This is a genomic window from Ruminococcus albus 7 = DSM 20455 (assembly GCF_000179635.2).
GTDB lineage: Bacteria > Bacillota > Clostridia > Oscillospirales > Ruminococcaceae > Hominimerdicola > Hominimerdicola alba.
In genome coordinates this window covers 420001-444985 of sequence record NC_014833.1, presented here as the reverse complement: position 1 = coordinate 444985, position 24985 = coordinate 420001, and the positions used below count along the sequence as shown (strand labels likewise).

Genomic DNA, 24985 nt, shown 5'->3' with positions numbered 1-24985 from the left:
TGTCTTTTAGTATTATCACACTCAGAGCTTTTTTATAAGCGCTCTCAGGTTATCAGCAAATATATCGTATGTGAAATTATCAAGCACTCTTTCTCTGCCCGCGCTGCCAAACTTCTTTCTCAGTTCAGGATCATCAGCCAGCTTCTCAAGAGCCTCAGCATACGCCTTACTGTCCGAATTCGGGCATTCAAGACCCGTCACATCCTTGACGTTCACATAGTTTACTCCGCTTCCGGGTATAGTAAATGTCACCGCAGGCTTGCCGAAATACATACCCTCAGCCAGTGCTATACCGAAAGCTTCATTCTTTGTCACCGACGGGAAACAGAAGATATCACACGCTGTCAGGCAAGCTATAAGCTCTGTATCGCTGATCTTTCCGAGGAAATGCACCTTGCTGTCGCCCGATGCCTCCTTCATCAGCATACCTGTCAGTTCACCCTTGCCGCCTATCAGTATAGCGAACCTGTCATCAAGATACCTGCTCGCTTCTACCAGCTTTATAAAGCCCTTGTAAGGGATATGCCTTCCAAGTCCGAAGCAGATGATCTTGTCTTTATACTTTTTGCGTATCTTTGCCGCCAGTTCCTCCACCTCAGGTGTCACCTTCAGACGTTCGTTGTTGATGCAATTGGGTATTACAACACACTTGTCCTTAAAACGGCTCAGGAACGGACTGCCCTTAATATAGTTAGGGCTTGTGGCAACTATCGTATCCGCCCTTTCCAGCAGATCTATATTCTGCTTGTAGAACAGCTTTGAAAGCATCTTCTGCTTTGTGATATCAAGATGCCAGTAAACTACCAGCTTGAAATCCATCTTCTTGTATTTCAGAAGCATCTCAGCCACAAAAGGATTCGGATAATGGAACACGATGATATCGGGTCTGTAACTATCCATCACCTTTTTCAGTTCCTTGTGATAAGTCAGCGAAAGAGCCTGCGAAGCCACTTTAGCCACCGATCCGCAGCGAATGACTTCAATGCCGTCAAAATTATCCTGAACAGTCTCTCCCCTGTGTGTTGTCACACCGTCCGTGGTAGAATCCTCATTGAAACAGATGATCTTCTGCTCATAGTCCTCGCCCTTCAGCGCCAGAGTTATGTCAGCCGCAACTTCCTCAACTCCGCCTATAAAGGGATAATAATATTTTGAAATATGTAAGATCTTTTTCATTCTCCATAGCCTCAACTTTTATTATTTCATCGACATCTCGATGCTCTTAGCTTTTTTCAGCATGGGCTTTTCAACATACTTTGTCAGCACATATGCCAGACCCAGACTAGCCGCGAATTTTATGATAATGAACAGTATCAGCTTGATCACCGAACCGTTCGTATTAATGATCTTTTCAAGTATCAGCTGCGGTATATCCGCCGCCAGGAAGAATGAGAATCCCACACTTCCAAGCTTGTCCATAGCCTCAGATGATACCTTGTACTTATCCGCAAGCACGAACAGTGCTATGCCTGCCGCATACGCGATGATGTATGCCAATCCATTCTTTCCGTACGATAGGAAAACGCTCGGCACAAAAGCGATCGCATATATCTCAAGATATGATATCGGAATACTGCGGATATCGCCGTATTCCTTGTACTGTATACCTATCAGCCCAAGCAGTATCAACAGTCCGAAAGCAGTCGGAAAAGGTTTTCTCGTGATAAATCTAAGCAGTGAGATAAACACCGTAAATCCGCCGCCAATGATGAATATCCTCTCGATCATCTTTTCACTGACATACTCAAAGAAATCAGCCGAAAGGTAAGCCAATGCCACAAAGAAGCAAACCTGTATGGGCATCATCCAGCTTGTACCGATAATACAGTCCGAACCCAGAAACTGATTGAACAGTGTCATATTGAACAACAGGTCTTTAAAACGTGAAAATATACCTGCTCCCGCCAGAACTATCTTCGTGATATACGTAGCTATCAGTATCAGCCAGAAAACAGGGTACATCCTCACAAATCGGTTGTACAGATACTGTTTTCTCGTTCTTTTCTGCCTTGCCTGCACTGCCAGATATCCCATGATAAGAAAAAATATCGCAACGCCTGCCCTGCCGATGACAAATCCGACCGGTTCCGGCCACGGTATCGGCAGATGTGCCGCAAATACCAGCAGCGCCGCAAACCCTCTCAGGGTAGATATCCATTGATAATTATTCTCAGACGATGCACTCATTCTTTATTACCCTTGCCGTATTCACATTCGTATACGGTCTTGTCTTTCCTGTCGATATCCTTGCCCGTCTGCACTTCGATTATGGACATATCGGTATCAGCGATTATCATGTGTTTTACACCCGCCTTTGCACTCACCGTGTCGCCGGGTCCCACAACTCTCTCTATGCCGTCAATGATAAATCTGCCCTCACCGGAAAGTACAGTCCACACTTCACTGCGGTTCTTGTGGCTGTGGTAATTCATATTGTTGCCTGCATAAAGCTTTATCTTGACTGTAAGAGCCTCAGCCTCACTGTCCATGACAGTATACGTTCCCCAGGATTTCTCCGCAAAATGCGCTTCACCTGCTATCTTCTCAACATACGGCTTCATGTAGCCGCTTCGTTCCTTGTCCGATACAAGTATACCGTCACCGCTAACAGCTATGACCATATCACGGCAGCCCATACAAAGTACAGGTATGCTGAGCTCATTCACTACCTGTGTGTTCTCACAGGTATCATCAAGGGTAACATCGCCCTTGGTAGCATCCGCCATTACCTCAGCCATCATGTTCCATGTACCGACGTCTTTCCAGTCGCCCGAATAGCGCACTGCCTTTATGGAACTCTCCTTTTCTACTACTGCATAGTCAAAGGAGATCTTTTCCAGCTTCTCATAGTTTTCAAGGAGTTCATTATAACCGGTATAGCCCGTTATCTCATGTACCTTATCTATAAGGTATCCCAGCTTGAATGCAAACACGCCCGCATTCCACAAAGCACCCTTTTTCAGGTACTCCTCCGCTGTCTTTTTATCAGGCTTCTCCTTGAAAGACTTTACAAGGCTTACTTCAGCCTTTTCATCAGGTATGATATACCCGTACTTATCCGACGGATAAGTAGGCTCTATACCCATAAGTGTAAGCGCAGTGTCACCCTTCTGCACATGAGCTTCCAGAGATCTTACGCACTCATAGTAACTGTCATCAACATAAGGATCGACAGGACATACTATAACACACTCATCCCTGTCGGTATCCTTAACATCGTGAAGAAATTCCGCCGCCAGAGCTATTGCCGGGAAAGTATCCCTTCTGCAGGGTTCTATACATATAGATACCTTATCATTGAGCTGATTCTTTATCGCACTTACCTGTGAACGTGATGTGGCAATAGTTATACCCGCTCCGCTCACAGACGATATCTGACGATAAACACGCTGGAGCATCGACTCATAACAGCCATCGTCATTTTTGAAAAGACGGATGAACTGCTTACTTTGTACATCATTTGAAAGCGGCCAAAGTCTTTTTCCGCTTCCGCCCGACAGTAAGATTATCTTCATTACCCAACCTCCAAACAACCGCTTTGATATTTAAGAACAATACTCATAACACCGTGAGGTACTGATCAAAAAATATCATCTGCGGATCTCTATAACTAAGTACACTACTTGTTCTTTCTTGAGCATCACTGGACCTTTATATGTATATAATTGTACAACAATAACTAAATTCTGTCAAGTAATAGGCGGTTAATAGTAACGAATCACATTATCAATTAACAAAAATTATACAATGTGTGACTATAGTTATGCTGTTATACGTGTTATTTTTCTTCATTAATTGTTTATGAGAATGCAATTATGGTTATTCCATCTTCGTTCTGGAAAGAATGATATGAAAATATATAGTCTAATTTATGCACATAACATTACCAATAATTTAAGGATATTATTATTTTTGAAAATATAGTCATTTCGAAACGTGTTATATTATCTATAGTGATGAAAAAACGCAGATATATTGACTTTTGTCAGTTCTTGTGATATAATGATTTAACAAAAAGATATTTAACTTATTCTAATTCAAACGCACTGACTAACTGAAGACATCTTCGCACATATAAAAATATTAATTTTATCTTGTGCATGATGCCCAACCATTTCATAATACAGCAGGACATAAGTCCGGTGCTGTATACTCATCCAATGATGCAGGAGGAGAACGTTAAATACCGACTGCAGAACCATTAATTATCTAAGGATAATGGGGGATTAAAATGATCAATGCAAATGTACAATCAGAAGCAAGTGTTCTGGCAGCTAATATCGAAATGACATCTTACAGTGAAAAAGTACTTCACGAAAGCAATATTACCGTTACATCAGGCAAACTTTACAAGGACAAACCTGTGTACGATACTGTCAAGAGGGCATTTGATATCGCCTGTTCCTTTATGGCACTGACGGTACTGGCACCTATGATGTTGATAGTCATGGTACTCATAGTTATAGATGATTTCGGAAATCCGATCTATACACAGGAAAGAGTCGGCAAGAACGGTAAGCTTTTCAAGATATACAAATTCCGTTCCATGTATAAAAAAGCCGATAAGAAACTTGAAGAATTGAAAGCTATGGACGAATGTAAGGGCGCTACTTTCAAAATGAAGAACGATCCCAGGATCACCAAGATCGGATCGATCATCAGAAAGACTTCCATCGACGAGCTCCCTCAGCTGATAAATATACTCAAAGGAGATATGTCCATAATCGGTCCGAGGCCCTTCATCCCCAGAGAGCAGGCTAATCTTCCCGAGGACAGGCTTCTTGTAACTCCCGGACTTTCATGTTACTGGCAGATAGGCGGCAAAAATTCGCTGACTACCGAAGAACAGATCGAACTGGACAGAAAGTACATAAAAGACCGCTCTGTTTTTGTTGATCTCAAGATCATCATCAAGACCGCATTATTTGTATTCAAGAGCAGCAATTCATAATTTAAAGATCATAAAACGGTGCAGATCCGAAGTGAATTGCACCGTTTTTTCTATTTATATAAGTAGATGTTTTTGGTAAAATCACACGGATTTATTCATTAAATTTTATCATTTATTGCTTGAAATCCTCCATATACATCTGTTATAATTAAAAGAGTTTGTTTAATGCAAATTTTGGCAGAAATCATGTGTATCACATAACCACATTCAGGAGAAAACGGTATGAAAAAAGTAGCTGTTGTAGTGTGTCCAAATATAAGGAATTTCGGAAGTGTATTGCAGTCCTATGCAACACAGAAAGCTGTTGCCAGGCTGGGATATGACAACGAGTATATCAAATATGTAAAAACCAAAAAGACCGCCTACAAATACCTTATCCAGCTGCTTATACCTTCTATCATGGCTGAAAGATGGTCTTTCGTTAAAAGAAAGCTTTTCCAGAGAAAGCACAAGGATTTTATAAGCAGGCGAAACAAAGCTTTTGACAGGTTCGTTGAAAAGTATATGACAGCTTCCACAAAGTATGTGGGATATGATGCGCTCAGACGTGCCGCAGGCAAATATGACATGGCAGTACTTGGCAGCGATCAGGTATGGAACCCCATCAACAGCGGTTCGGATTTTTATACCCTAAACTGGCTTAACGACAGCACCAAGAGAGTAGCATACGCACCCAGCTTCGGTGTATCCGAGGTGCCTTCACTGCTTCGCGGCCATTATAAAAAGTTTCTTTCCAAGTTCGACCATATATCTGTACGTGAAAAAAGAGGACAGGTAATAGTAGATGATCTTATAGGCAAAAAAGTCCCTGTCGTTTGTGACCCGACGCTTCTTTTCAAATCGGAGGACTGGGACGATATACTTCCCGAAAAGCCCGTGGCTGAAGGAAAGTATATATTCTGCTACTTTCTCGGCAACAGAAAAGAGCCCCGTGAATGTGTTCTTAAACTTGCCAAAAAGACAGGGCTTCCTATTGTGATGATGCCCTTTTTCGGAGAGATATCGGAGCTTGACAATAAGCTCAACGCTAAGTTCGTCGATGACCCTGATCCTTCCCATTTCGTAAGCGCTATTAAAAATGCAGAGTACGTTTGTACCGATTCATATCACGGCACCGTATTTTCCATAATATACCATAAAAGAGTGCTGGTGTTCCGCCGTCACAGTGCCGACAGCAGCAAAAATACTTTCTCACGCCTTGAATCCCTGCTTTCGATCGCAGGCATGAAAGACCGTGTAGTAAACGATGTCTGGGAGGACAGGTTCCTTACCGATACCATAAACTACGATGAAGTTACCGCAAATATCGACAAATTAAGGAATTATTCCTGGAACTATCTTTCCGATTCCCTGAAGAACTGAATTGACAATAAGTCGGGTGATAAATAATGAATATACTTGAAAGTGTAAAAAAGGATTGCTGCGGGTGCAGCGCCTGTATGAACAGCTGCCCTCGCAATTGTATAACCATGCAGCCCGACGGTGAAGGCTTTTTGTACCCGAACGTTGATGAAAAGCTGTGCGTGGACTGCGGCAGATGTGTAAATGTCTGTCCTGTGCTGAAAGAGAAAAAGACTGATAATAAGCCCAAGGCATATCTCGTTAGGAACAGGAACAAAAATCTGAGAAGCACTTCGACATCGGGAGGCTTTTTTGCAGCGGCTGCCGAGTTCGTACTCGATCAGGGCGGCTGTGTCTTCGGTGCGGGATTCAATGAAAATTTCGACGTCGTCCACAGCTATATCGAAGACCCCAAGGATATCAGAAAATTCAACAGATCCAAGTATGTACAGAGCGAGATAGGACTTACTTACAGAAAAGTAAAGGAGTTCCTGGAAAAAGACCGTACCGTACTGTTTTCAGGCACACCATGCCAGGTGGAGGGTCTGCTAAATTACCTCGGACGCGATCACGATAAGCTGTATACTATGGATATAATCTGCAAGGGCGTTCCCTCACCGAAATTCTGGAGGAAATACCTTAGCTGGCAGAAAAAGAAAAGCAAAAAGGCTATACGCGAGGTAAGGTTCCGTGAAAAGACCTACGGCTACGGCAGCACTACCATGAGGGTAATATTCAGCGACGGCAGCCAATACGATGAACCCTATGATGTTGACCCAATGCTGCAGTTTTACAGCAAGGAAATGATATCAAGGCCGTCATGCCATAACTGTCACTGCAAAGGCAAATTCAGACGCAGCAGCTTCACCGCAGGCGATTACTGGTACGTAAGCGGCGCAGCACCACGTATGGATGACGGCATAGGCGTATCGCAGGTACTTGTCAATAACGAGAAAGCCGCAGCCGCATTTGAGAAGATGAAAAAATATCTGGATACCGAACCGCTGGATTTTGACAATGACAGCGCTATAAACGGAGGGATGATGGTAGGCTCTGCCAGACCCAGCCCACGCAGAGATGAAATGTTCGCTGACCTGGACAATATGTCGGTATATGCCCTGCAGAAGAAATATTTTCCATCCACCTTCAAGCTGAAAAACAGGATCAAAAGGCAGATACGTCCTATAATGTATAAAACTGGTCTGCTGAAGCTCTATAAAAAGCGAATGAGAAGGATACAAAGCGAGAAAAGCTTTGAACGCCAGAACCCGGAGGCATAGATATAATGAAAACGATCTCGGTGTATACCAGAGGCTTTACCCATGCGGCAAGCTATTACAGGATATTGCAGTATACCGAAAAGATAAAGGATGCAAAAATAACCAACAGGTTCACCATGACCGAGAAGATGTACCGCAGCTATACTGATGCGCCTAACCTCTTCAACAAGATAAGATACCACCTGATGTTCTTTTTCAGGAACCTGGCAAACTTCACTGCTGATATGGTATCAAAGCCTGATACTGTGGTGATATCCCGCGCAGCAGTACCAAAGGTCTGCTTTTTCCCGCTCAGCTTTATGTATGAACGGGTGCTTAAAAATTCAAAGGTAATATGGGACTTTGATGACGATATCTTCGGCATAAATGAGATAACCAAAACCGAAGCAAGACTTCTGCAGAAGTACAGCAGCGAGATCATCGTCACCAGCGATTATCTGAAAAATATGCTGAACAAAAAGTGCCGCGATAAAGTCACCATGCTGCCCACCACCGACGGTGATCTTATGGTGGATGAAGAAACAGGCAGGAACTGCCCGCGTGTGCAGACTTTTGACAAGCATATAAATATACTCTGGGTAGGGGCTTCATCGGGACTTAAACACGTACACAACGTTGTGGAGGCTCTCGATAAGGCGGCTGAACGTGTCTATAAAAAGTCAGGCAGGACTGTAACACTCACTGTTATATGCAACCTGCCCCTTGAACATGATACCGAATACCTTAAAATAAAAAATATCCGCTGGGCAAGGGATATCGTCCTTGATGAGATCCTGAAAGCACATATCGGCATAATGCCCCTGCTGAACATCAAGCGTTCACTTGGTAAGGGCGGCTTCAAACTTGTACAGTATATGGCGGCAGGACTTCCGTCCATAGCCTCAGATGTCGGCTACAACAGCAGCGTTGTGACCGATCACGAAACAGGTATACTTGTTGATGACAAAGATAATACCGATGGCTGGGCAGATGCCGTTGAAGAACTTTCCGTTGACCTTGACAGCTGGAAAGATTACAGCAGGGCTTCCAAGGAAAAATGGGAGGAAAACTTCTCGTTTGAACGCAATCTTGCGGTGTGGCATGATATGCTCACAAAATAGCCCCCCGCATAAAGGAGTTACTTTTGATGAAACTGGTTTTTATACACGACGGTCCGCTTTTCTATGATAAAGACGGCAACTACTACGAATTCGCCTATCATGAGCTTTATGAAAGATATTCATATATGGCAGATAAGATAACATTTCTTATACGCACAAAGCCAGTTGAAGGCAAGACCTTCACCCTTGTGCCGCCACAGATAGAGGTAATAAGCGTTCCTAATTTCAAAAGCCCGAAGACTATCCTTGTGAATAAGCCCAAGGCTGAAAAGATAGTTGAAAAGTGTGTAAGGGAAAATGACGTTTTCGTACTCAGGACACAAAGCTCCATAGCACAGCTTGCGGTAAAGTATATAAGGAAATATAACAAACCCTATATAGTAGAAAGCGTCGGCTGCTCGTGGGACAGCTACTGGAACCACGGTCTGCTGGGCAAAGCAGTGGCACCTTATATGTATTATAAGACTCGCAGCATAATCGGCAAGGCTAAGTACGTATACTACGTTACAGGCAAGTTCCTTCAAAGACGCTACCCCACAAAGGGATATACAGTAAGCTGTTCAAACGTCGTTATAGACGAGCCTGCTGATACCACACTGGTCAAGCGCCTTGAAAAACTCAAAGGCTTTGACCCGCATAAAAAGCTGATACTCGGTACAGCAGCAGCCCTCGATACCCGCTATAAAGGCCAGGAATACGTTATACGCGCCATTAAGCCCCTTACTGAAATGGGCTATGATGTTGAATACCACATGGCAGGCGGATATAACGGCACTAAGCACGACTACTTTCTCCGCGACCTTGCAAAGGAACTGGGTGTAACAGACAGAGTAAAGTTCGTGGGCAACCTTTCGGCTGATAAGATGCCGGAGTATTACGATTCGCTGGATATATACGTCCAGCCCAGCAAGCAGGAAGGACTTCCCAGAGCCGTGATAGAGGCTATGAGCCGAGGCTGTCCCGTGATAGGAACTAATATCGCAGGAATACCCGAACTTATCTCAAAGATATGCCTTTTCAGAAAAGGCAGCGATACCGAGGTCATCAAAGCAGTTGAGAGAGTTCTCGGCACCGACCTTGAAAAACTGGCTAAAAGAAATTTTGCCAAGTCAAAGGAATTCAGCAGAGAAAAGCTGATAAAAAAGCGTGAAGCATTCTATGATGTATTCCTTTCCGAATACGGTAAATGATACCTCACTAATATATCAAAGGTGGTTTTTATATGGCTCATGCCGCAGGGATAGTTCTTTTTAACCCTGATATAAAAAGGCTTGAAGAAAATATCTCAGCAATAAGCCCCCAGGTGGGCAGCCTTATCCTTGTGGATAACGGCTCAAAGAATATTGACGATATCAAAAAACTCATAGCAGGATACGGTAATATCACTTATATACGCAACGATGATAATTACGGTATAGCAAAAGCTCTTGACCAGATAATAAACAAAGCAGATGAACTCGGTGCCGAATGGGTGCTGACCCTCGACCAGGATACTGTCTGTGAACCCGATATCATCGAAAAATACGATACATTCACCAAACGCGCCAAGGATAATGTGGCTATAATAACCTCAAAATACAAGGACCGCAGCGTGGAAGTAGATTTCGGCATGACACAGGAATACGAAAAAGTCAGCTTCTGCATAACCTCGGGTGCCTTCAATAACGTAAGGTGTATAAAGGCTGTGGGCGGATTTGACGAAAAACTCTTTATAGATATGGTGGATTACGATATCTGCTACGCGCTCACAAGAAACGGCTATAAAATAATAAGGCTGAATTATACAGGTTTTCTGCATGAAGTCGGCAGAAGCACATCCAAAAAGTTTTTCGGCAAGGATATCATAATCTTCAATCACTCCCCTCTCAGGAAATATTACTGGGTGCGCAACAGCATCTACCTGAAGCGTAAGTATAAGCTGGGATTCAGATCTGATGTCAGAGTGGTAAAGAGGATGATACAGACCCTGCTTTACGAGGATGATAAATTCCACAAGCTGAAAAGTATGTTCAAAGGCGTGGCTGACGGCTACAGAATGTAAAGGAGAGATCTCATAAATGGCACCCATCGTAACGGTCTGCATCGTAAGCTTCAATCACGAAAAATGGCTGAGGAAATGTCTTGGCAGTATATGTACCCAGAAGACAGACTTTGAATACTCAGTGCTTGTCCATGACGACTGTTCAACTGACGGCTCTATAGCTATAATCAAAGAATTTGAAAAAAAGTATCCCGATAAGATACATACTATCATACAGGAAGAAAACCGTTACAGCAAGGGCATTAATATCGTGCAGAAGTACGTAATACCCGCAATACAGACCAAGTATTTCGCTATATGTGAGGGTGACGATTACTGGTGCGATGAAAACAAGCTTCAGAAACAGGTGGACTACCTCGAAGATCACCCCGAATGTAATATGACCTTCCACAACGCCAATGTCGTTGATACCGAGGATAATTTCATAAAGACCTTCTATCCCAGAAGGATGTGGAACGATAAGGCACTGTACAAAGCCCTTGAAAAGCCGGAAGGCACAGATATATCCGTGGAGGAGCTGATAAGACTGGATTTCACTCCTACTGCCTCGATCGTCGGCAGAACAGAGAATCTCCGTCCTATCCTTGATTTTTCAACCTCCCTCGATCTTGTTGTAAGGCTCGTCACCACCTATGACGGCTGTGCGCATTACTTCAATGAGATAATGAGCGCTTACAGAACGAATAATCCCAACTCAGCATCGGGCTCTATAAAGACATCTCCCGAAAAGCTTAAAAAGAACTTCTATGACCGCCATGTGGGACTGCTCAGAGAATTCGACGAATTCACAAAAGGCAAATTCCATGACGAGATAGAACACGTCATAAAACGCAAAAGTCTTATATATTATCAGCACCTCAATGACCTTAAAGGCATGAGATCGACAGGTGTTTTCAATGAGCTTCTCCCTTATGAAAAACTGAAATATGAAGTAAAGGATAAACTGCCCTTCATCACAAAACTCAGAAAGAAAAAATAGCGCGGCACAACCGCATCAGATGCTTTGACGCCGCCTGCAGATCAGGCGGTATCAAAGTATGTTCGATCTCTTACGTATGCCTACGGCAGATGACCCGTCTTCATTCATCTTCGGTCGGGATACGTAAGAAAAAACATATCATCAGATAAAGTCGGATAATAATTAATAATAGGAGAGATTTATGAGTATAGGCGAGAGTACCGTATTATATTTATCAGTATTTCTGCTTACGTGCCTTTTTACAGATTGGGCAGATAAAAATTTTGGTATCAACAAACGTGCTGCTGTATTTTTTTCCGTGATCGCATTGTTTATCCCGTCACTGCTCGCAGGTGTACGTGCTGATACCGTAGGTAAGGACGTTCTTGAATACGCTGTGCGAACCTTTGATCTGGCAAATTCATCCACATCCTACAGTTATATGAGAGAGTATACCACTGAGCCACTGGGCTATGCTACTCTGGCATATATCACGGCGCGTTTTTTCAATAATACAGGATACTTCCTGTTCACCTCACAGGTGATGGTAATACTTCCTGTATACATCATAGCATATAAGAAACGTAATCAGATCCCAATGTGGCAGACGATGTGCGCTTATATGTTCCTGTTCTATAACAACTCCTTCAATGTTATGAAGCAGAGCGTTTCAGCAGTGTTCATAATGCTGGTATACCTTTACATGAAGGAACACAAGAAGGCAAAAATGATAATATGCTTTCTTATCGCTTTCTCCTTCCATTTCTCGGCAGTATTCGGACTTGTTTTCATATATATGGCAAAATTCCTCAACGGCAAAAGAAACAAGAATACTAAGATCGCTTTAGTGGCAATAAGCCTGTTTGTCCTGCTGGATCTGAGGGGAATAAGCAGCTTCCTGCTGGCGAATTCACTGCTGCCTGAAAAGTATACCAGAAATATAGAAGCCGTGTTCAGTATGGATACCAATGTTTACCTCAGGATAGTCGGCTTCAATACACACGTTTTCTTTGACTGGGTATACAAATTATTCCTTGTATTTACACCGCTGTACCTTATGAGAAAGGTCGATATCAAAGTTGATAAAAACATTAAGATACTGCCTGTTATAGGACTCGCCTTCTACTCATATGTACTTATGATGTTCAGGACAATATACGGTGTCAGGATATCGCTTTACTGCGATATGTTCCTTATACTACTGGTACCCATGATCACCAAGGTGTTCAGGCGTGAGTCCCTCTCCGACAAGATCGCCGTAAACGGATTCTTTGTAGTATTCATGGGCGCATACTGGTTCGTATGGGTAATGATATACGGTTGGTCAGCATCCAACTATTTCCAATTCAGATTCTGACCATTATACCGCAAATATACTAAACGATATATTTATTTCTTACATTCAGTGCCCGCAGAACTGCGCTTTTGTGGCTGTGAGCGCTGGATGTCATGATGTTTTTTACCATAATACACAGCGCCGCGGGCGTTGAAAAAGAGGAGAATAGTTTTGAGTTTGGAAAAAGATAATGCAGAACTGGAAGTCGATAACAATACCGATGCTTCAAACAGCCAGGCTGAAAAATCAGTAGTTATCAAATCTCTGTTCTTTAAGTTTCTTGAACGTGCAGGCTATCAGGGCATAGCCTTTATTGTACAGCTTGTACTCGCCAAGATACTCGGACCCAAGCAGTACGGTATCATCACCCTGCTGACAGTATTTATAAGCATTTCACAGGTGTTTGTACAGAGCGGTCTCAACACCGCACTGATACAGCGCAAGGATGTCAAGGAAAACGACTATTCCTCGATATTCCATATCAGCCTGTTTATCGCAGTGGTACTTTACATTGTACTGTTTTTCACAGCCCCCTTTGTTGCGGCTTTCTACGATATGCCCCAGCTGAAAAACCTGCTGAGGGTGCTGGCACTGGTACTGATACCGGGTGCATTCAACTCGATACAGAACGCTAAGGTCGCACGAGAGATGCGTTTCAAGGAACTTATGTACTGTACCATCGGTTCGGTAATCATATCGGGTACTGTTGGTATAGTTATGGCTTTATGCGGCTGCGGCGTATGGGCACTGGTAGGACAGCAGCTCTCAAGCCGTATATCTGTATGTATACTGCTTCTCCTTATAGTTAAGTGGAGACCCAAGCGCATCATCGAATGGGACCGCGTTAAACTCCTGTTCTCCTTTGGCTGGAAACTTATGGTATCCGCTCTGATAGACGTTATCTACCGTGAGCTCCAGAATCTTGTAATAGGCAAAAAATATACAAAAGAAGAACTGGGATACTGTAACCGAGGCAAGCAGTTCCCCGAAATAATCATAAACAATATCAACGGCTCGATACAGGGAGTTATGCTGCCCGCACTTTCAAAGCACAACGGCGATAACAGCAAGATCAAAAGCATGATGCGAAGATCCATCGTTACCAGTTCCTTCCTGATATTCCCCGTGTGTATGGGCATAGCAGTGGTCGCAAGCCCCATGATACATTTACTGCTGGGCGATGAATGGATGCCCTGCGTACCCTTTTTGCAGGCATACTGCTTCGTGTACGCATTCTGGCCTGTACATACCGCTAACCTGCAGGCTATCAACGCACAGGGCAGGAGCGATATGTTCCTGAAACTGGAATTCATAAAGAAAAGCTACGGTATAATTATCCTTTTGATAACCGTGTTTAAATTCCACACACCTCTGGCTATCGTACTCGGTCAGTGCTGTTCAACACTGCTATCCTGCTTTGTTAACGCATCACCGAACAGAAAGCTGCTGAATTACGGCTATAAAGAGCAGATGACGGATATACTCCCCTCACTGGGAATCGCTACAGTCATGGGCGCACTGGTATACTCCATAACATTACTGCACATGAAAGATATACCCACACTGCTTATACAGATACCCCTGGGTGTGATAACTTATGTAGGACTGGCAAAATTATTTAAACTGGAATGTTTCGATTACATATTGAACATGGTGAAAAAGATTTTGGGAAAAAATTCGATCTCAAACGCAACATTGAAAGAAATATTCTCAGCACGTCTAAATAAGATCTTGAAAAGAGGAAAAAGAAAGTGAAAAAACTGTTATTGCTTGGCGGTTCAGCGCAGCAGGTAGTTGCCATTGAGACCGCAAAGCGTCTGGGCTGCTATACTGTTCTCTGCGATTATCTTCCCGATAACCCGGGTCAGTACGCTGCCGATAAATTCTATCTCGTAAGCACAACGGATAAAGATGCCGTGCTGGAAGTAGCAAAAAAAGAGGGCGTTGACGGCGTGCTTGCATACGCTTCCGACCCCGCTGCACCCACGGCTGCTTATGTAGCAGAAAAAATGGGTCTGCCTGGAAGCCCCTACCGTTCGGTGGATATCCTCTGCAATAAGGATAAATTCAGGGCATTCCTTGCTGAGAACGGATTCTGCACCCCTAAAGCAAGGGGCTATGAGGATACAGCCCCCGCTGAAAAAGACCTCAAAGAGGGAGTATTCACTTTCCCTGTTATCGTCAAGCCCGTCGATTCCTCAGGAAGCAAGGGTGTCGGCAGGATAGATACCGCTGAGGAGATATCCGAAAAGCTTGAATATGCTATGTCATTTTCAAGAGGTCATAAAATAATTGTGGAAGAATTTGTGGAAAAGTTCGGCTACCAGATAGCAGGCGACGGTCTTTCTATCGACGGCAAACTGGTATTCAGATGTTTCGCCAACGATCATTTCGACCCTAAGTGCGAGAACCCCTTTGTGCCTGTTTCCGCAAGCTTCCCCTACAATATGCCAGATGATGTCCAGACCAAGATACATAACGAGATACAGCGTCTGCTGACTCTCCTTGATATGGGCACTACCACATATAATTTCGATATGCGTATCGACAAGGACTATAATGTATACCTCATGGAGGTCGCACCCCGTGACGGCGGAAATTATATCCCCGATATCATAAAGTACTGCACAGGTGTTGATCTTGTAGAGTGCGCTGTTAAGGCGGCAATGGGTATGTCACTCAGCGATGTGAAGATGTCCCCCTATGACACATTCTACGCTTACTATGCAGTTCACAGCTATCAGAGCGGCATTTTAAAGTCGATAGATATCGTCGAAGATGCAAAAAATAAGATCGTTGAGGATCACATCATAGTAAAGCCCGGTGACAAGATCACCACTTTCACAGGCGCGAATACCACCCTCGGCATACTGCTGATGAAGTTCGACAGCCTTGATGAAATGCTTGATATGATGGATAATTCCGAAAAATGGATTAGTGTAAAGGTTGACTGAGATGAAAGAGATAGGCGGATATATCGAATTTGAAAACTACTTCGGCACAGTTTACCACGAAGGCGCAGTACCGCTGAACTGCGGCAGGAACTGCCTTGCCTACCTTATAGAAGCCGAGGGTATCAAAAAGATCAGGCTGCCCTATTTTCTATGCAGCTCGGTAAAAAATGTCTGCCTTAAATACGGCACCGAGGTCGGATACTACCATATAGATGAAAATTTCCGACCCGTAATTAACGACCTTGCCCCCGATGAATGGCTGTATATCGTCAATTACTACGGTCAGATCTCCAATGAAGAAGTTAGCGGATACAAGCAGAAGTTCAGCCGTGTGATCTTTGATAACTCACAAAGCTATTTTCAGCACCCCGCCGAGGACGTACCTACTCTGTATACCTGCCGTAAATATTTCGGTGTCCCCGACGGCGCTTTCCTCTACACGGACAACGACCTCACCCGCGATATCCCCCGTGATGAATCCTTTGAACGCATACATTACATATTGGGCAGGTACGAAAGGAACGCAGGTGAATTCTATAAGGAATCATCGGATAACAACCATTTCTTCGCTGATGAACCCATAAGACAGATGTCAAAGCTCACAGCGGACCTGCTCAGGTCTTACGACTATGACCGGATCATATCCCGCAGAACGGAAAATTTCAAGATTCTGCATGACCGTCTCTGCGGTATAAATAAGCTGAATATCACCGTACCCGAGGGTGCATTTATGTATCCTCTATATATCGAAAACGGATCGGAGATACGTAAAAAGCTTCAGCAGATTAAGATATTCGTACCAACTCTCTGGGGCGATGTATTCGATAACTGCCATGAGAACAGTCTTGAATATACTTACGCAAAAAATATCCTGCCCCTGCCTGTCGATCAGAGGTATGATGCGCAGGACATGGGATATATCCTTGAAAAGCTGGAAGAAACAGGAGTACTATAATGGATCTTAAAGGTAAAAGACTTCTGATACTCGGCGCAACTACCGTCGAGATCGAGATAATAAACGAAGCAAAGAAACTCGGTGTGTATACTATCGTCACCGACAACCACACCGACTGGTCACTGTCACCTGCAAAGTATGTGGCTGATGAAGCCTATGATCTCAGCTGGTCGGATATGGACGCGCTGGAAAAACTATGCAGGGAAAGAAATGTTGACGGCTGTCTTGCAGGATACAGCGAAAGACGAGTTGAGTGCCTGACAGAATTATGTAAAAGAATGGGCTTTTACTGTTACACCGAGGGTGCAGATCTGGGAACGATATTCAGCAAGGATAAATTCCGTGAAGCCTGCATAAATGCAGGTATCCCCGCAACGGCTGCATACGATATCAATGATGAAAATATCCGTTTTCCCGTTATCGTCAAGCCTGTCGATAATGCGGGAAGCAGAGGTGTATCTGTCTGCAAAGACCGCGAAGAACTGAATAAAGCATACGAGAACGCCTGCAAGAGCTCCATCAGCGGACGGGCTATCATCGAAGAATTTCTTGACGGTGATGATCCGAGATACGAGCCTGTATTTTTCTACACTATCCACAACGGCACAGCAACACTTTCCAACTCCCTTGACAGGATAATGGTAGATTTCGGTTTCGGCGAAGGTATAATAAAGCAGGCAGTCGGAAATGTATACCCCTCAAGATATCTTGAAAGCTTTATAGAAAAGCAGGACGCTCAGTACAGGGAACTGTTCCGTTCACTGGGTATGAAAAACGGCTATGCGCTTATGCAGGGCAAGATGAAAAACGGCAATTTTGTCACCGTTGATCTCGGTTATCGTCTTGAGGGTTCACTTACTTTCCATTACTCCGATTTCATCAACGGCATGAACGTTATACAGATGATGATACGTCATGCGCTTACAGGAACAATGGGCGATGACAGTATCATCAATGAGAAAGATGTTCCCCGCTTAGATAAAACAGGTGTTACACTTACACTGCTCGCCACTAAAGGTACGATAGCAAGTATCAGCGGACTGGACGAGATAAAGGACGAAAAGTGCGTTATCTATGTTTGTCCCAAAATGAAAGTTGGTACCGTGTGCAAGCTTCCTGCTGATTACTCCCAGGTATTTGCGCGGATCTATATGTGCTCGGATGACAAACAGGAACTCATGGATACTATCGAGAAGATCTACAGTACCGTAAAAGTACTGGACGAAGAAGGAAATAATATGCTGATAGGGAGATACGATGCAAATGAACTCAAATGATAACAACTATTCAAAGCTTATAGATAAGTACGTTACAGGCAAGATACTTGTAACACGTTCATCCATGCCGGGGTATGAGGAGTACTGCGAGGAGATACGCGATATATGGGATACACGCTGGCTGACCAATATGGGTTCCAAGCACAAGCAGCTCCAGGCAGGTCTTATAGAATATCTCGGGGTTGAGAAACTCGACCTGCTTACAAACGGTCACATGGCGCTGGAGCTCACAATGCAGGCACTTGGTCTTACAGGAGAGGTCATAACCACCCCCTTCACCTTTGCCTCCACCACCCATGCCATAGTCAGGAACGGTCTTACCCCCGTTTTCTGCGATATCGACCCTGAGGACTTCACCATGGATGTTACAAAGCTGGAGTCCCTCATAACCGATAAGACCTCAGCTATCGTACCCGTTCATGTATACGGCAACGTATGCAACGTTGAGGAGATACAGCGCATAGCCGATAAGCATGGACTTAAAGTCATATACGATGCCGCACATACCTTCGGTGAAACTTATAAGGGCAAAGGCATAGGCTCCTTCGGAGATGTTTCATGCTTCAGTTTCCATGCCACAAAGGTATTCAACACCATTGAAGGCGGTGCAGTATGCTTTAAGGATCAGGCTTTCGGTGACAAGATATACGATCTTAAAAACTTCGGTATACACGGTCCCGAGATCGTTGAATCCGTAGGCGCAAATGCCAAGATGAACGAATTCTGTGCCGCTATGGGAATATGCAATCTCCGTCATGTCGATGAAGAGATAGCAAAGCGCAAAGCAGTTGTTGAACGTTATCACGAAAGACTTGACAGCACCGACGGCATCATGCTTAACAAGATCTCCCCTGATGTAAAGCCCAATTATGCTTACCTGCCTGCTGTATTCGATGCTGATAGATTCGGCAGCAGCCGCGATGAGGTCTTTGACGAACTGGCTAAGCATAACATATTTGCAAGAAAGTATTTCTACCCGCTTACAAACACCTTCGACTGCTTCAAGGGTAAGTTCGATGCTAATGATACACCTGTTGCATTAAAGGTCAGCAAGTCGGTTCTTACTCTGCCGCTGTACGCAGACCTTACCACCGAACAGGTCGATGTGATCTGCGATATAATCCTATCGTGCAAGAAGTAAATGATGCAATTGAAATGACACATTTCAGACCCGAATAGGAGATCGCCATGATAATAACATCTCCTTTGTTATATACCTTGGTGAACTGACCAAAATATTCTGACAAATTAAAAAGCCGAAAGAACGTAAAACGCGCTCTTTCGGCTTTTCTGTGTTCAGTATTATTATGCCTGTTCTGTAAGACTTATTTCAGCCTTTCAGAAATCTTCAGCTCCAGAGTTTTTGTCTCATCAGCGATCATATCAGCAATTATCTCACTGCCTTTGACACTGAGGTGAGTGTTATCTATTGCTGTCCTGGATTCATCTAAGTAACAGTGCATCTCAGCAGTAGCTTCGGCACCGCCCTTGCTGTAAAGCTCATAATAAAGGTCTTTGGTCTTGGTAGTCATATCTATAACGGGGATATTGTACTTTTTGCCGAGCTTTACTATAGCATCTGCATAATTGACATGACCCTCGAAATCAGGTCTACCATCCTTGTGACGTCTGGTTATAGGTGTTACCAGTACGGGTTTTGCACCCTTTGCCTGTGCTACCCTGACGTACTTGTTCAGCAGTATCCATTCATAGGAATACTGTCCGTTATCATTTTTACCCTCATTGTCAAGGGTGGAGAAATCAAGATATGGGTACGCTGCATGATTAGGCTCTGCAGTTCTTTCATCATTGTGACCAAACTGAATGAACAGGTAATCGCCCTTGCCGATAGAATCACACATCCTCGTGTACTCGGGATCATTCATAAAGCTGCGTGAGCTTCTGCCAGCCCTTGCAAGGTTTGTGACCTTCACACCCTCGAACTGCTGTGCAAGCTTCATTCCCCAGCCGCAGCTGCCCTTAGCTGCAGTAGATTCGGGTTTGTACTCACATACAGTGGAATCTCCGACAATAAATACATTTCCTGAAAATACAAAATCGTCACTCTCATAAGCACCTGCAACCAGAGGTGCCTCGGGCTGTACTGTAACGGTGAATGATCTTGCATTTAGATTATTCAGTACCCACTTACCATCTACCTTAGCGACAATGACCAATGTGTAGGTCTTACCTGCTGTCAGCTTAGGTGAAATATAGCTTGTCCTGTCACCGGGGATATCCTGAGTGATAACCTTCCATTTTCCTTTAAGGTAAACGCCTATACCGTACTGCTGAGCACCCTTAACTGCTGTCCATGTGAGCTTGAACTGGTGTGTTGGTTCATTGTGTTCAACAGATTTGAGGATGGGATACTTACCTGCAGTGCTCTGTGGAGTTACAACGATAGCATTGGAAAAATCAGTTACCCATTTTCCTTCAGACATTGTAATTACTGATACCCAGTACTGTGTACCTTCGGTAAGACCGTTCAGTATAAACGAAGTATCATCACAATCATAAAGAAGAAGCCATCTGCCGCTGACATATCCTGCAATACCATACTTTTCAGCGCCCTCAACTGCATCCCAGCTGAGTTTAACGGCGTTTTCGCCCTTGGCATATTTCAAAGCAGGAGCAGTATATTTAGGCTTAGTGATCGTGATGTGCTCTCTGCTGATCTCTTCACCGCATTTGCTGCAGTATACTACCTTATCATAACTGCCATCATGGAAATAAGTCGGCTCGACCTTATTTTCCACAACTTCACTGCCGGCAGTGTGTCCAGCTGCTTTAATAACAGTATTCGCCTTGGTTATCTCGTTTTCACCGTTTTCATCAGCGAAATACTTATCGTTATCAGCATCATACCAGTATTCGATATTACCGGCTTCTGTACAGGTCGGATCGGAAGCTTCAACGTAAGAAAGACGAAGCATAGGAATATTAACGTACTTGGTGTAGCTGTAACCCTTGCCGTTAAATACCACCCTCGCATTATATTCTACCTTACCGTCATGTGTGTAAGTTGGTTCGCTTTCGATCTTCTTGGTTGCCTGAGTATCAAAAACTACTACGTCACCACAATTCTTGCAAACGAACTTAGCACTTATATTGACGTCATCGATCCATGTCCAGACAGGCGCAAAATAGCTGTGACCAAGTGCATCGACGGTCCATGAATTTTCAGCTATCTCTTTGTAAACACCGTCTTCCAGTTTATAGTACTTATTATCGGAACCGATATAATACTCGGTATTGCCCGACTCAGTACAGGTAGCTTCATGAGCATCTATCTTCGTATATGTTGCCGCAGGATTCTTCCATATAAAAACGTGATCCATACGTTTGATATATTTAGCGATCGAACTCTCTACCTTATCAGCACTTAAAACCGCCCAATAGAAATCATCGCCACCTATATAACGACTTTCAAAACGATCGGGACCAAGGGATGCATAATAATATGTGTCATTGTATTTAAAAAAGAAGTCACGACGACCATTATATGCAGGGGCTATGGCTGTGATCGTATCAATATTTGCAGCGAGCCATGATTGAGCCTCTTCGGGAGATATCTCATCGATCTTATCAAGAACACCTTCAGCAGAAGATATCTTGATGAAGCACAATTCAGCCTCTGAACCGTTCTCATCCTTTGGAACAACAACCGTATTTTCAGCATTTTTAGGCTCATCAGATTCATATTCATGAGCATCCTGCGAGTCAGTGGTTATCTGATCATCAGCACTTGTAGTCTCATCGTCGACCACATTCTGATCATCAGTATCATCAGGAACAATATCATCTTCTTCCTGAGTGGTAGCGTCCTCCTGAGAATCCTCACCGCCTGATGTTTCGGTGTCGGTTGTGATATCATCCGCTGCATCAGTAGTCAGATCATCATCAAGATCATCCCCGTAAATTCCGCTGCGATCTGCATCAGCTTCCTCAGCATTGACGGGTATAGTGCTGCCCGAGGACGTAAATCCGCCTGGGTTTGCAGGTGCTGTCAGCAGCAGTGCCATCATTCCCGCAATAATTTTCCTGAAGTAAATTCTCATTTCTTCCATATTTTTTCACATATCCTTTCAGGTCATAAGACCAAACTTACAAATCGGGATAATAACAGAACAACTAAAACTAACCATTGACCCAATAAATCATGTATATTATAGCACAAACATACATTCACGTCAATGAATCAATTGTAAATGACCAGTTTATAAAAGCATATTTTTTGTTACCTCTACATAAACAGATTTACAGCCGGTTATAAAAACAAAAAATATATAAATAAAAAGCACCGAAATGAAATACATTTCAGTGCTAAGGAAGCGCCACCTGTTGGACTCGAACCAACGACCCTGCGGTTAACAGCCGCATGCTCTACCGACTGAGCTAAGGAGGCAGATACACCAAAACACTCCGAAGAGTGTTTTGGGAGAGCCGGCGACAACTTATTTTCCCGGGCGGTCGCCCGCCGAGTATTTTCAGCGAAGATGAGCTTAACTTCTGTGTTCGGCATGGGAACAGGTGTGACCTCATCTCAATGATCACCGACTATAAATTAGAGGTAACAGTAACCTCAAAATTGAATAATGAAGGGTAATTTAAGGATTAACATAATTTAGGACAAGCCCTCGACCAATTAGTACACGCTAGCTAAATACATCACTGCACTTACACTTTGTGCCTATCAACCTTGTAGTCTTCAAGGGGTCTTACTCCATAAAGGATGAGATATCTTATCTTAAGGGCGGCTTCACGCTTAGATGCCTTCAGCGTTTATCCGTTCCGCACATAGCTGCCCAGCTGTGCCACTGGCGTGACAACTGGTGCACCAGAGGTGCGTCCATCCCGGTCCTCTCGTACTAGGGACAGCTCCTTGCAAATATCTTACGCCCACGACAGATAGGGACCGAACTGTCTCACGACGTTCTGAACCCAGCTCGCGTACCGCTTTAATTGGCGAACAGCCAAACCCTTGGGACCGAATTCAGCCCCAGGATGCGATGAGCCGACATCGAGGTGCCAAACCTCCCCGTCGATGTGGACTCTTGGGGGAGATCAGCCTGTTATCCCCAGGGTAGCTTTTATCCGTTGAGCGACGGCATTTCCATTCACATACCGCCGGATCACTAACTCCAACTTTCGTTACTGCTCGAACCGTCATTCTCGCAGTTAGGCTCGCTTTTGCGTTTACACTCTGACGCATGGTTTCCATCCATGCAGAGCGAACCTTTGAGCGCCTCCGTTACTCTTTAGGAGGCGACCGCCCCAGTCAAACTGCCCACCTAACAATGTCCCCCGACTTGATTCAAAGCCGCAGGTTAGAACTCCAGCACTTCAAGAGTGGTATCCCAACAGTGACTCCACATCAGCTGACGCCAATGCTTCCCAGTCTCCCACCTATCCTGTACATGAAATACCGAAATCCAATATTAGGCTACAGTAAAGCTCCATGGGGTCTTTCCGTCTAGTCGCGGGTAACCGGCATCTTCACCGGTACTACAATTTCGCCGGGCGGGTTGTTGAGACAGTGCCCAGATCGTTACACCATTCGTGCGGGTCAGAACTTACCTGACAAGGAATTTCGCTACCTTAGGACCGTTATAGTTACGGCCGCCGTTTACCGGGGCTTCAATTCGATGCTCTCACATCTCCTCTTAACCTTCCGGCACCGGGCAGGTGTCAGCCCCTATACGTCATCTTTCGATTTAGCAGAGACCTGTGTTTTTGCTAAACAGTCGCCTGGGCCTATTCTCTGCGGCTTGATCACTCAAGCACCCCTTATCCCTAAGTTACGGGGTCAACTTGCCGAGTTCCTTAACAACCCTTCTCCCGTTGGCCTTAGAATCTTCTTCCTATCTACCTGTGTCGGTTTGCGGTACGGGCACCTAAGATATTCATATAGCTTTTCTTGTCTCCGTCTATGATGCCTTCTCTACTTATTTTCGATCCCTTACGACCGGGTCAACCATCGCCCGGCTACATCACTTTCGAAGCGTCCCTATACTTAAATCTTTCGGTGGCTACGGAATTTCAACCGTATGTGCATCGGCTACGCCTTTCGGCCTGACCTTAGCCCCCGGCTTACCCTGAGCGGACGAACCTTCCTCAGGAAACCTTAGATTTTCGGCCATTATGATTCTCACATAATTCTCGCTACTCATTCCGGCATTCTCACTCGAATAAAGTCCACCAGCGCTTACGCTCTGACTTCACCCCTTATTCGACGCTCTCCTACCACTCATACTATTGTATGAATCCCAAGCTTCGGTGTATGTTTTAGCCCCGTTGAATTTTCGGCGCAGGGTCACTCGACCAGTGAGCTATTACGCACTCTTTTAATGAGTGGCTGCTTCTAAGCCAACATCCTGGTTGTTTATGCAACCCCACATCCTTTTCCACTTAAACATACTTTGGGACCTTAGCTGTGGGTCTGGGCTGTTTCCCTTTTGACTGTGAGACTTATCTCACACAGTCTGACTCCCATGAATCGATTATCCGGCATTCTTAGTTTGATAAGGTTCAGTAATCTTTCGACCCCTAGCCCATTCAGTGCTTTACCTCCGGTAATCTGTCATGAGGCTAGCCCTAAAGCTATTTCGGAGAGAACCAGCTATATCCGAGTTCGATTGGAATTTCACCGCTAACCACACCTCATCCCCGGCCTTTTCAACGGACGTGGGTTCGGCCCTCCATGGAGTTTTACCTCCACTTCAGCCTGGACATGGTTAGGTCACTCGGTTTCGGGTCTATTGCATACGACTTTGCCGCCCTATTCAGACT

At 44.3% G+C, this 24985-nt stretch carries 17 protein-coding genes, 1 tRNA gene and 2 rRNA genes (1 of these 20 cut by a window edge); 13 read left to right on the top strand and 7 right to left on the bottom strand.

Going from position 1 to position 24985, the window contains the following annotated elements; all coding sequences use genetic code 11:
- Positions 1 to 21 precede the first annotated feature (21 nt).
- The 3 genes from RUMAL_RS02055 to RUMAL_RS02045 are packed head-to-tail and all read right to left on the bottom strand — an operon-like array spanning position 22 to position 3515.
- Positions 22 to 1176 carry a glycosyltransferase gene (locus RUMAL_RS02055; RefSeq protein ID WP_013497151.1) on the bottom strand — a complete coding sequence of 385 codons (1155 nt, stop codon included), beginning with the start codon at positions 1174 to 1176 and terminating at the stop codon, positions 22 to 24.
- 21 nt (positions 1177 to 1197) lie between these two features.
- Positions 1198 to 2187: an acyltransferase family protein gene (locus RUMAL_RS02050; protein WP_013497150.1), complete on the bottom strand. Its 990-nt coding sequence runs from the start codon at positions 2185 to 2187 to the stop codon at positions 1198 to 1200.
- Positions 2184 to 3515, bottom strand: coding sequence for a sugar phosphate nucleotidyltransferase (locus tag RUMAL_RS02045; protein ID WP_013497149.1), 1332 nt, complete (start codon positions 3513 to 3515; stop codon positions 2184 to 2186). Before RUMAL_RS02045 ends, RUMAL_RS02050 begins: the two co-directional genes overlap by 4 nt.
- Positions 3516 to 4231: 716 nt before the next feature.
- On the opposite strand from RUMAL_RS02045, the gene RUMAL_RS02040 reads away from it, so the two are divergent.
- From RUMAL_RS02040 to RUMAL_RS01980, 13 genes are all read left to right on the top strand, one after another.
- Entirely contained in the window at positions 4232 to 4951 is a 720-nt protein-coding gene (locus RUMAL_RS02040; protein WP_013497148.1) for a sugar transferase, read from the top strand.
- A 222-nt stretch (positions 4952 to 5173) separates the two neighbouring features.
- Entirely contained in the window at positions 5174 to 6313 is a 1140-nt protein-coding gene (locus RUMAL_RS02035; RefSeq protein ID WP_013497147.1) for a polysaccharide pyruvyl transferase family protein, read from the top strand.
- A 26-nt stretch (positions 6314 to 6339) separates the two neighbouring features.
- The gene (locus RUMAL_RS02030; protein ID WP_013497146.1) at positions 6340 to 7572 is read left to right on the top strand and encodes a Coenzyme F420 hydrogenase/dehydrogenase, beta subunit C-terminal domain; all 1233 of its coding nucleotides are present in this window, start codon (positions 6340 to 6342) and stop codon (positions 7570 to 7572) included.
- 5 nt (positions 7573 to 7577) lie between these two features.
- Entirely contained in the window at positions 7578 to 8672 is a 1095-nt protein-coding gene (locus tag RUMAL_RS02025; protein ID WP_013497145.1) for a glycosyltransferase, read from the top strand.
- Between the two features lie 26 nt (positions 8673 to 8698).
- Positions 8699 to 9862 (top strand): glycosyltransferase family 4 protein, encoded by a 1164-nt coding sequence (locus RUMAL_RS02020; RefSeq protein WP_013497144.1) that lies wholly within the window; start codon positions 8699 to 8701, stop codon positions 9860 to 9862.
- A gap of 32 nt (positions 9863 to 9894) precedes the next feature.
- Positions 9895 to 10713 (top strand): glycosyltransferase family 2 protein, encoded by an 819-nt coding sequence (locus RUMAL_RS02015; protein ID WP_013497143.1) that lies wholly within the window; start codon positions 9895 to 9897, stop codon positions 10711 to 10713.
- A gap of 16 nt (positions 10714 to 10729) precedes the next feature.
- Complete coding sequence (locus tag RUMAL_RS02010) at positions 10730 to 11692, top strand: glycosyltransferase (RefSeq protein WP_013497142.1); 963 nt, start codon at positions 10730 to 10732, stop codon at positions 11690 to 11692.
- A gap of 181 nt (positions 11693 to 11873) precedes the next feature.
- Entirely contained in the window at positions 11874 to 13028 is a 1155-nt protein-coding gene (locus tag RUMAL_RS02005; protein ID WP_013497141.1) for an EpsG family protein, read from the top strand.
- 150 nt (positions 13029 to 13178) lie between these two features.
- Entirely contained in the window at positions 13179 to 14762 is a 1584-nt protein-coding gene (locus tag RUMAL_RS02000) for a lipopolysaccharide biosynthesis protein (protein ID WP_013497140.1), read from the top strand.
- Positions 14759 to 15961 carry an ATP-binding protein gene (locus RUMAL_RS01995; protein ID WP_013497139.1) on the top strand — a complete coding sequence of 401 codons (1203 nt, stop codon included), beginning with the start codon at positions 14759 to 14761 and terminating at the stop codon, positions 15959 to 15961. The genes RUMAL_RS02000 and RUMAL_RS01995 overlap by 4 nt, the downstream gene beginning before the upstream one ends.
- A gap of 1 nt (position 15962) precedes the next feature.
- Entirely contained in the window at positions 15963 to 16916 is a 954-nt protein-coding gene (locus RUMAL_RS01990; protein WP_013497138.1) for a hypothetical protein, read from the top strand.
- Entirely contained in the window at positions 16916 to 18193 is a 1278-nt protein-coding gene (locus RUMAL_RS01985; protein ID WP_013497137.1) for an ATP-grasp domain-containing protein, read from the top strand. The genes RUMAL_RS01990 and RUMAL_RS01985 overlap by 1 nt, the downstream gene beginning before the upstream one ends.
- Entirely contained in the window at positions 18180 to 19334 is a 1155-nt protein-coding gene (locus RUMAL_RS01980) for a DegT/DnrJ/EryC1/StrS family aminotransferase (protein WP_050793250.1), read from the top strand. The genes RUMAL_RS01985 and RUMAL_RS01980 overlap by 14 nt, the downstream gene beginning before the upstream one ends.
- Positions 19335 to 19518: 184 nt before the next feature.
- Here RUMAL_RS01980 and RUMAL_RS01975 read toward each other — a convergent pair whose 3' ends face one another.
- The 4 genes from RUMAL_RS01975 to RUMAL_RS01960 form a co-directional block, all read right to left on the bottom strand.
- The gene (locus RUMAL_RS01975) at positions 19519 to 22263 is read right to left on the bottom strand and encodes a GDSL-type esterase/lipase family protein (protein WP_013497135.1); all 2745 of its coding nucleotides are present in this window, start codon (positions 22261 to 22263) and stop codon (positions 19519 to 19521) included.
- A 265-nt stretch (positions 22264 to 22528) separates the two neighbouring features.
- Positions 22529 to 22601: transfer RNA gene (locus RUMAL_RS01970), tRNA-Asn, on the bottom strand.
- Positions 22602 to 22637: 36 nt separating this feature from the next.
- Positions 22638 to 22754 (bottom strand): 5S ribosomal RNA (rrf, locus tag RUMAL_RS01965).
- 67 nt (positions 22755 to 22821) lie between these two features.
- A 23S ribosomal RNA gene (locus tag RUMAL_RS01960) occupies positions 22822 to 24985 on the bottom strand (it continues 672 nt past the right edge of the window).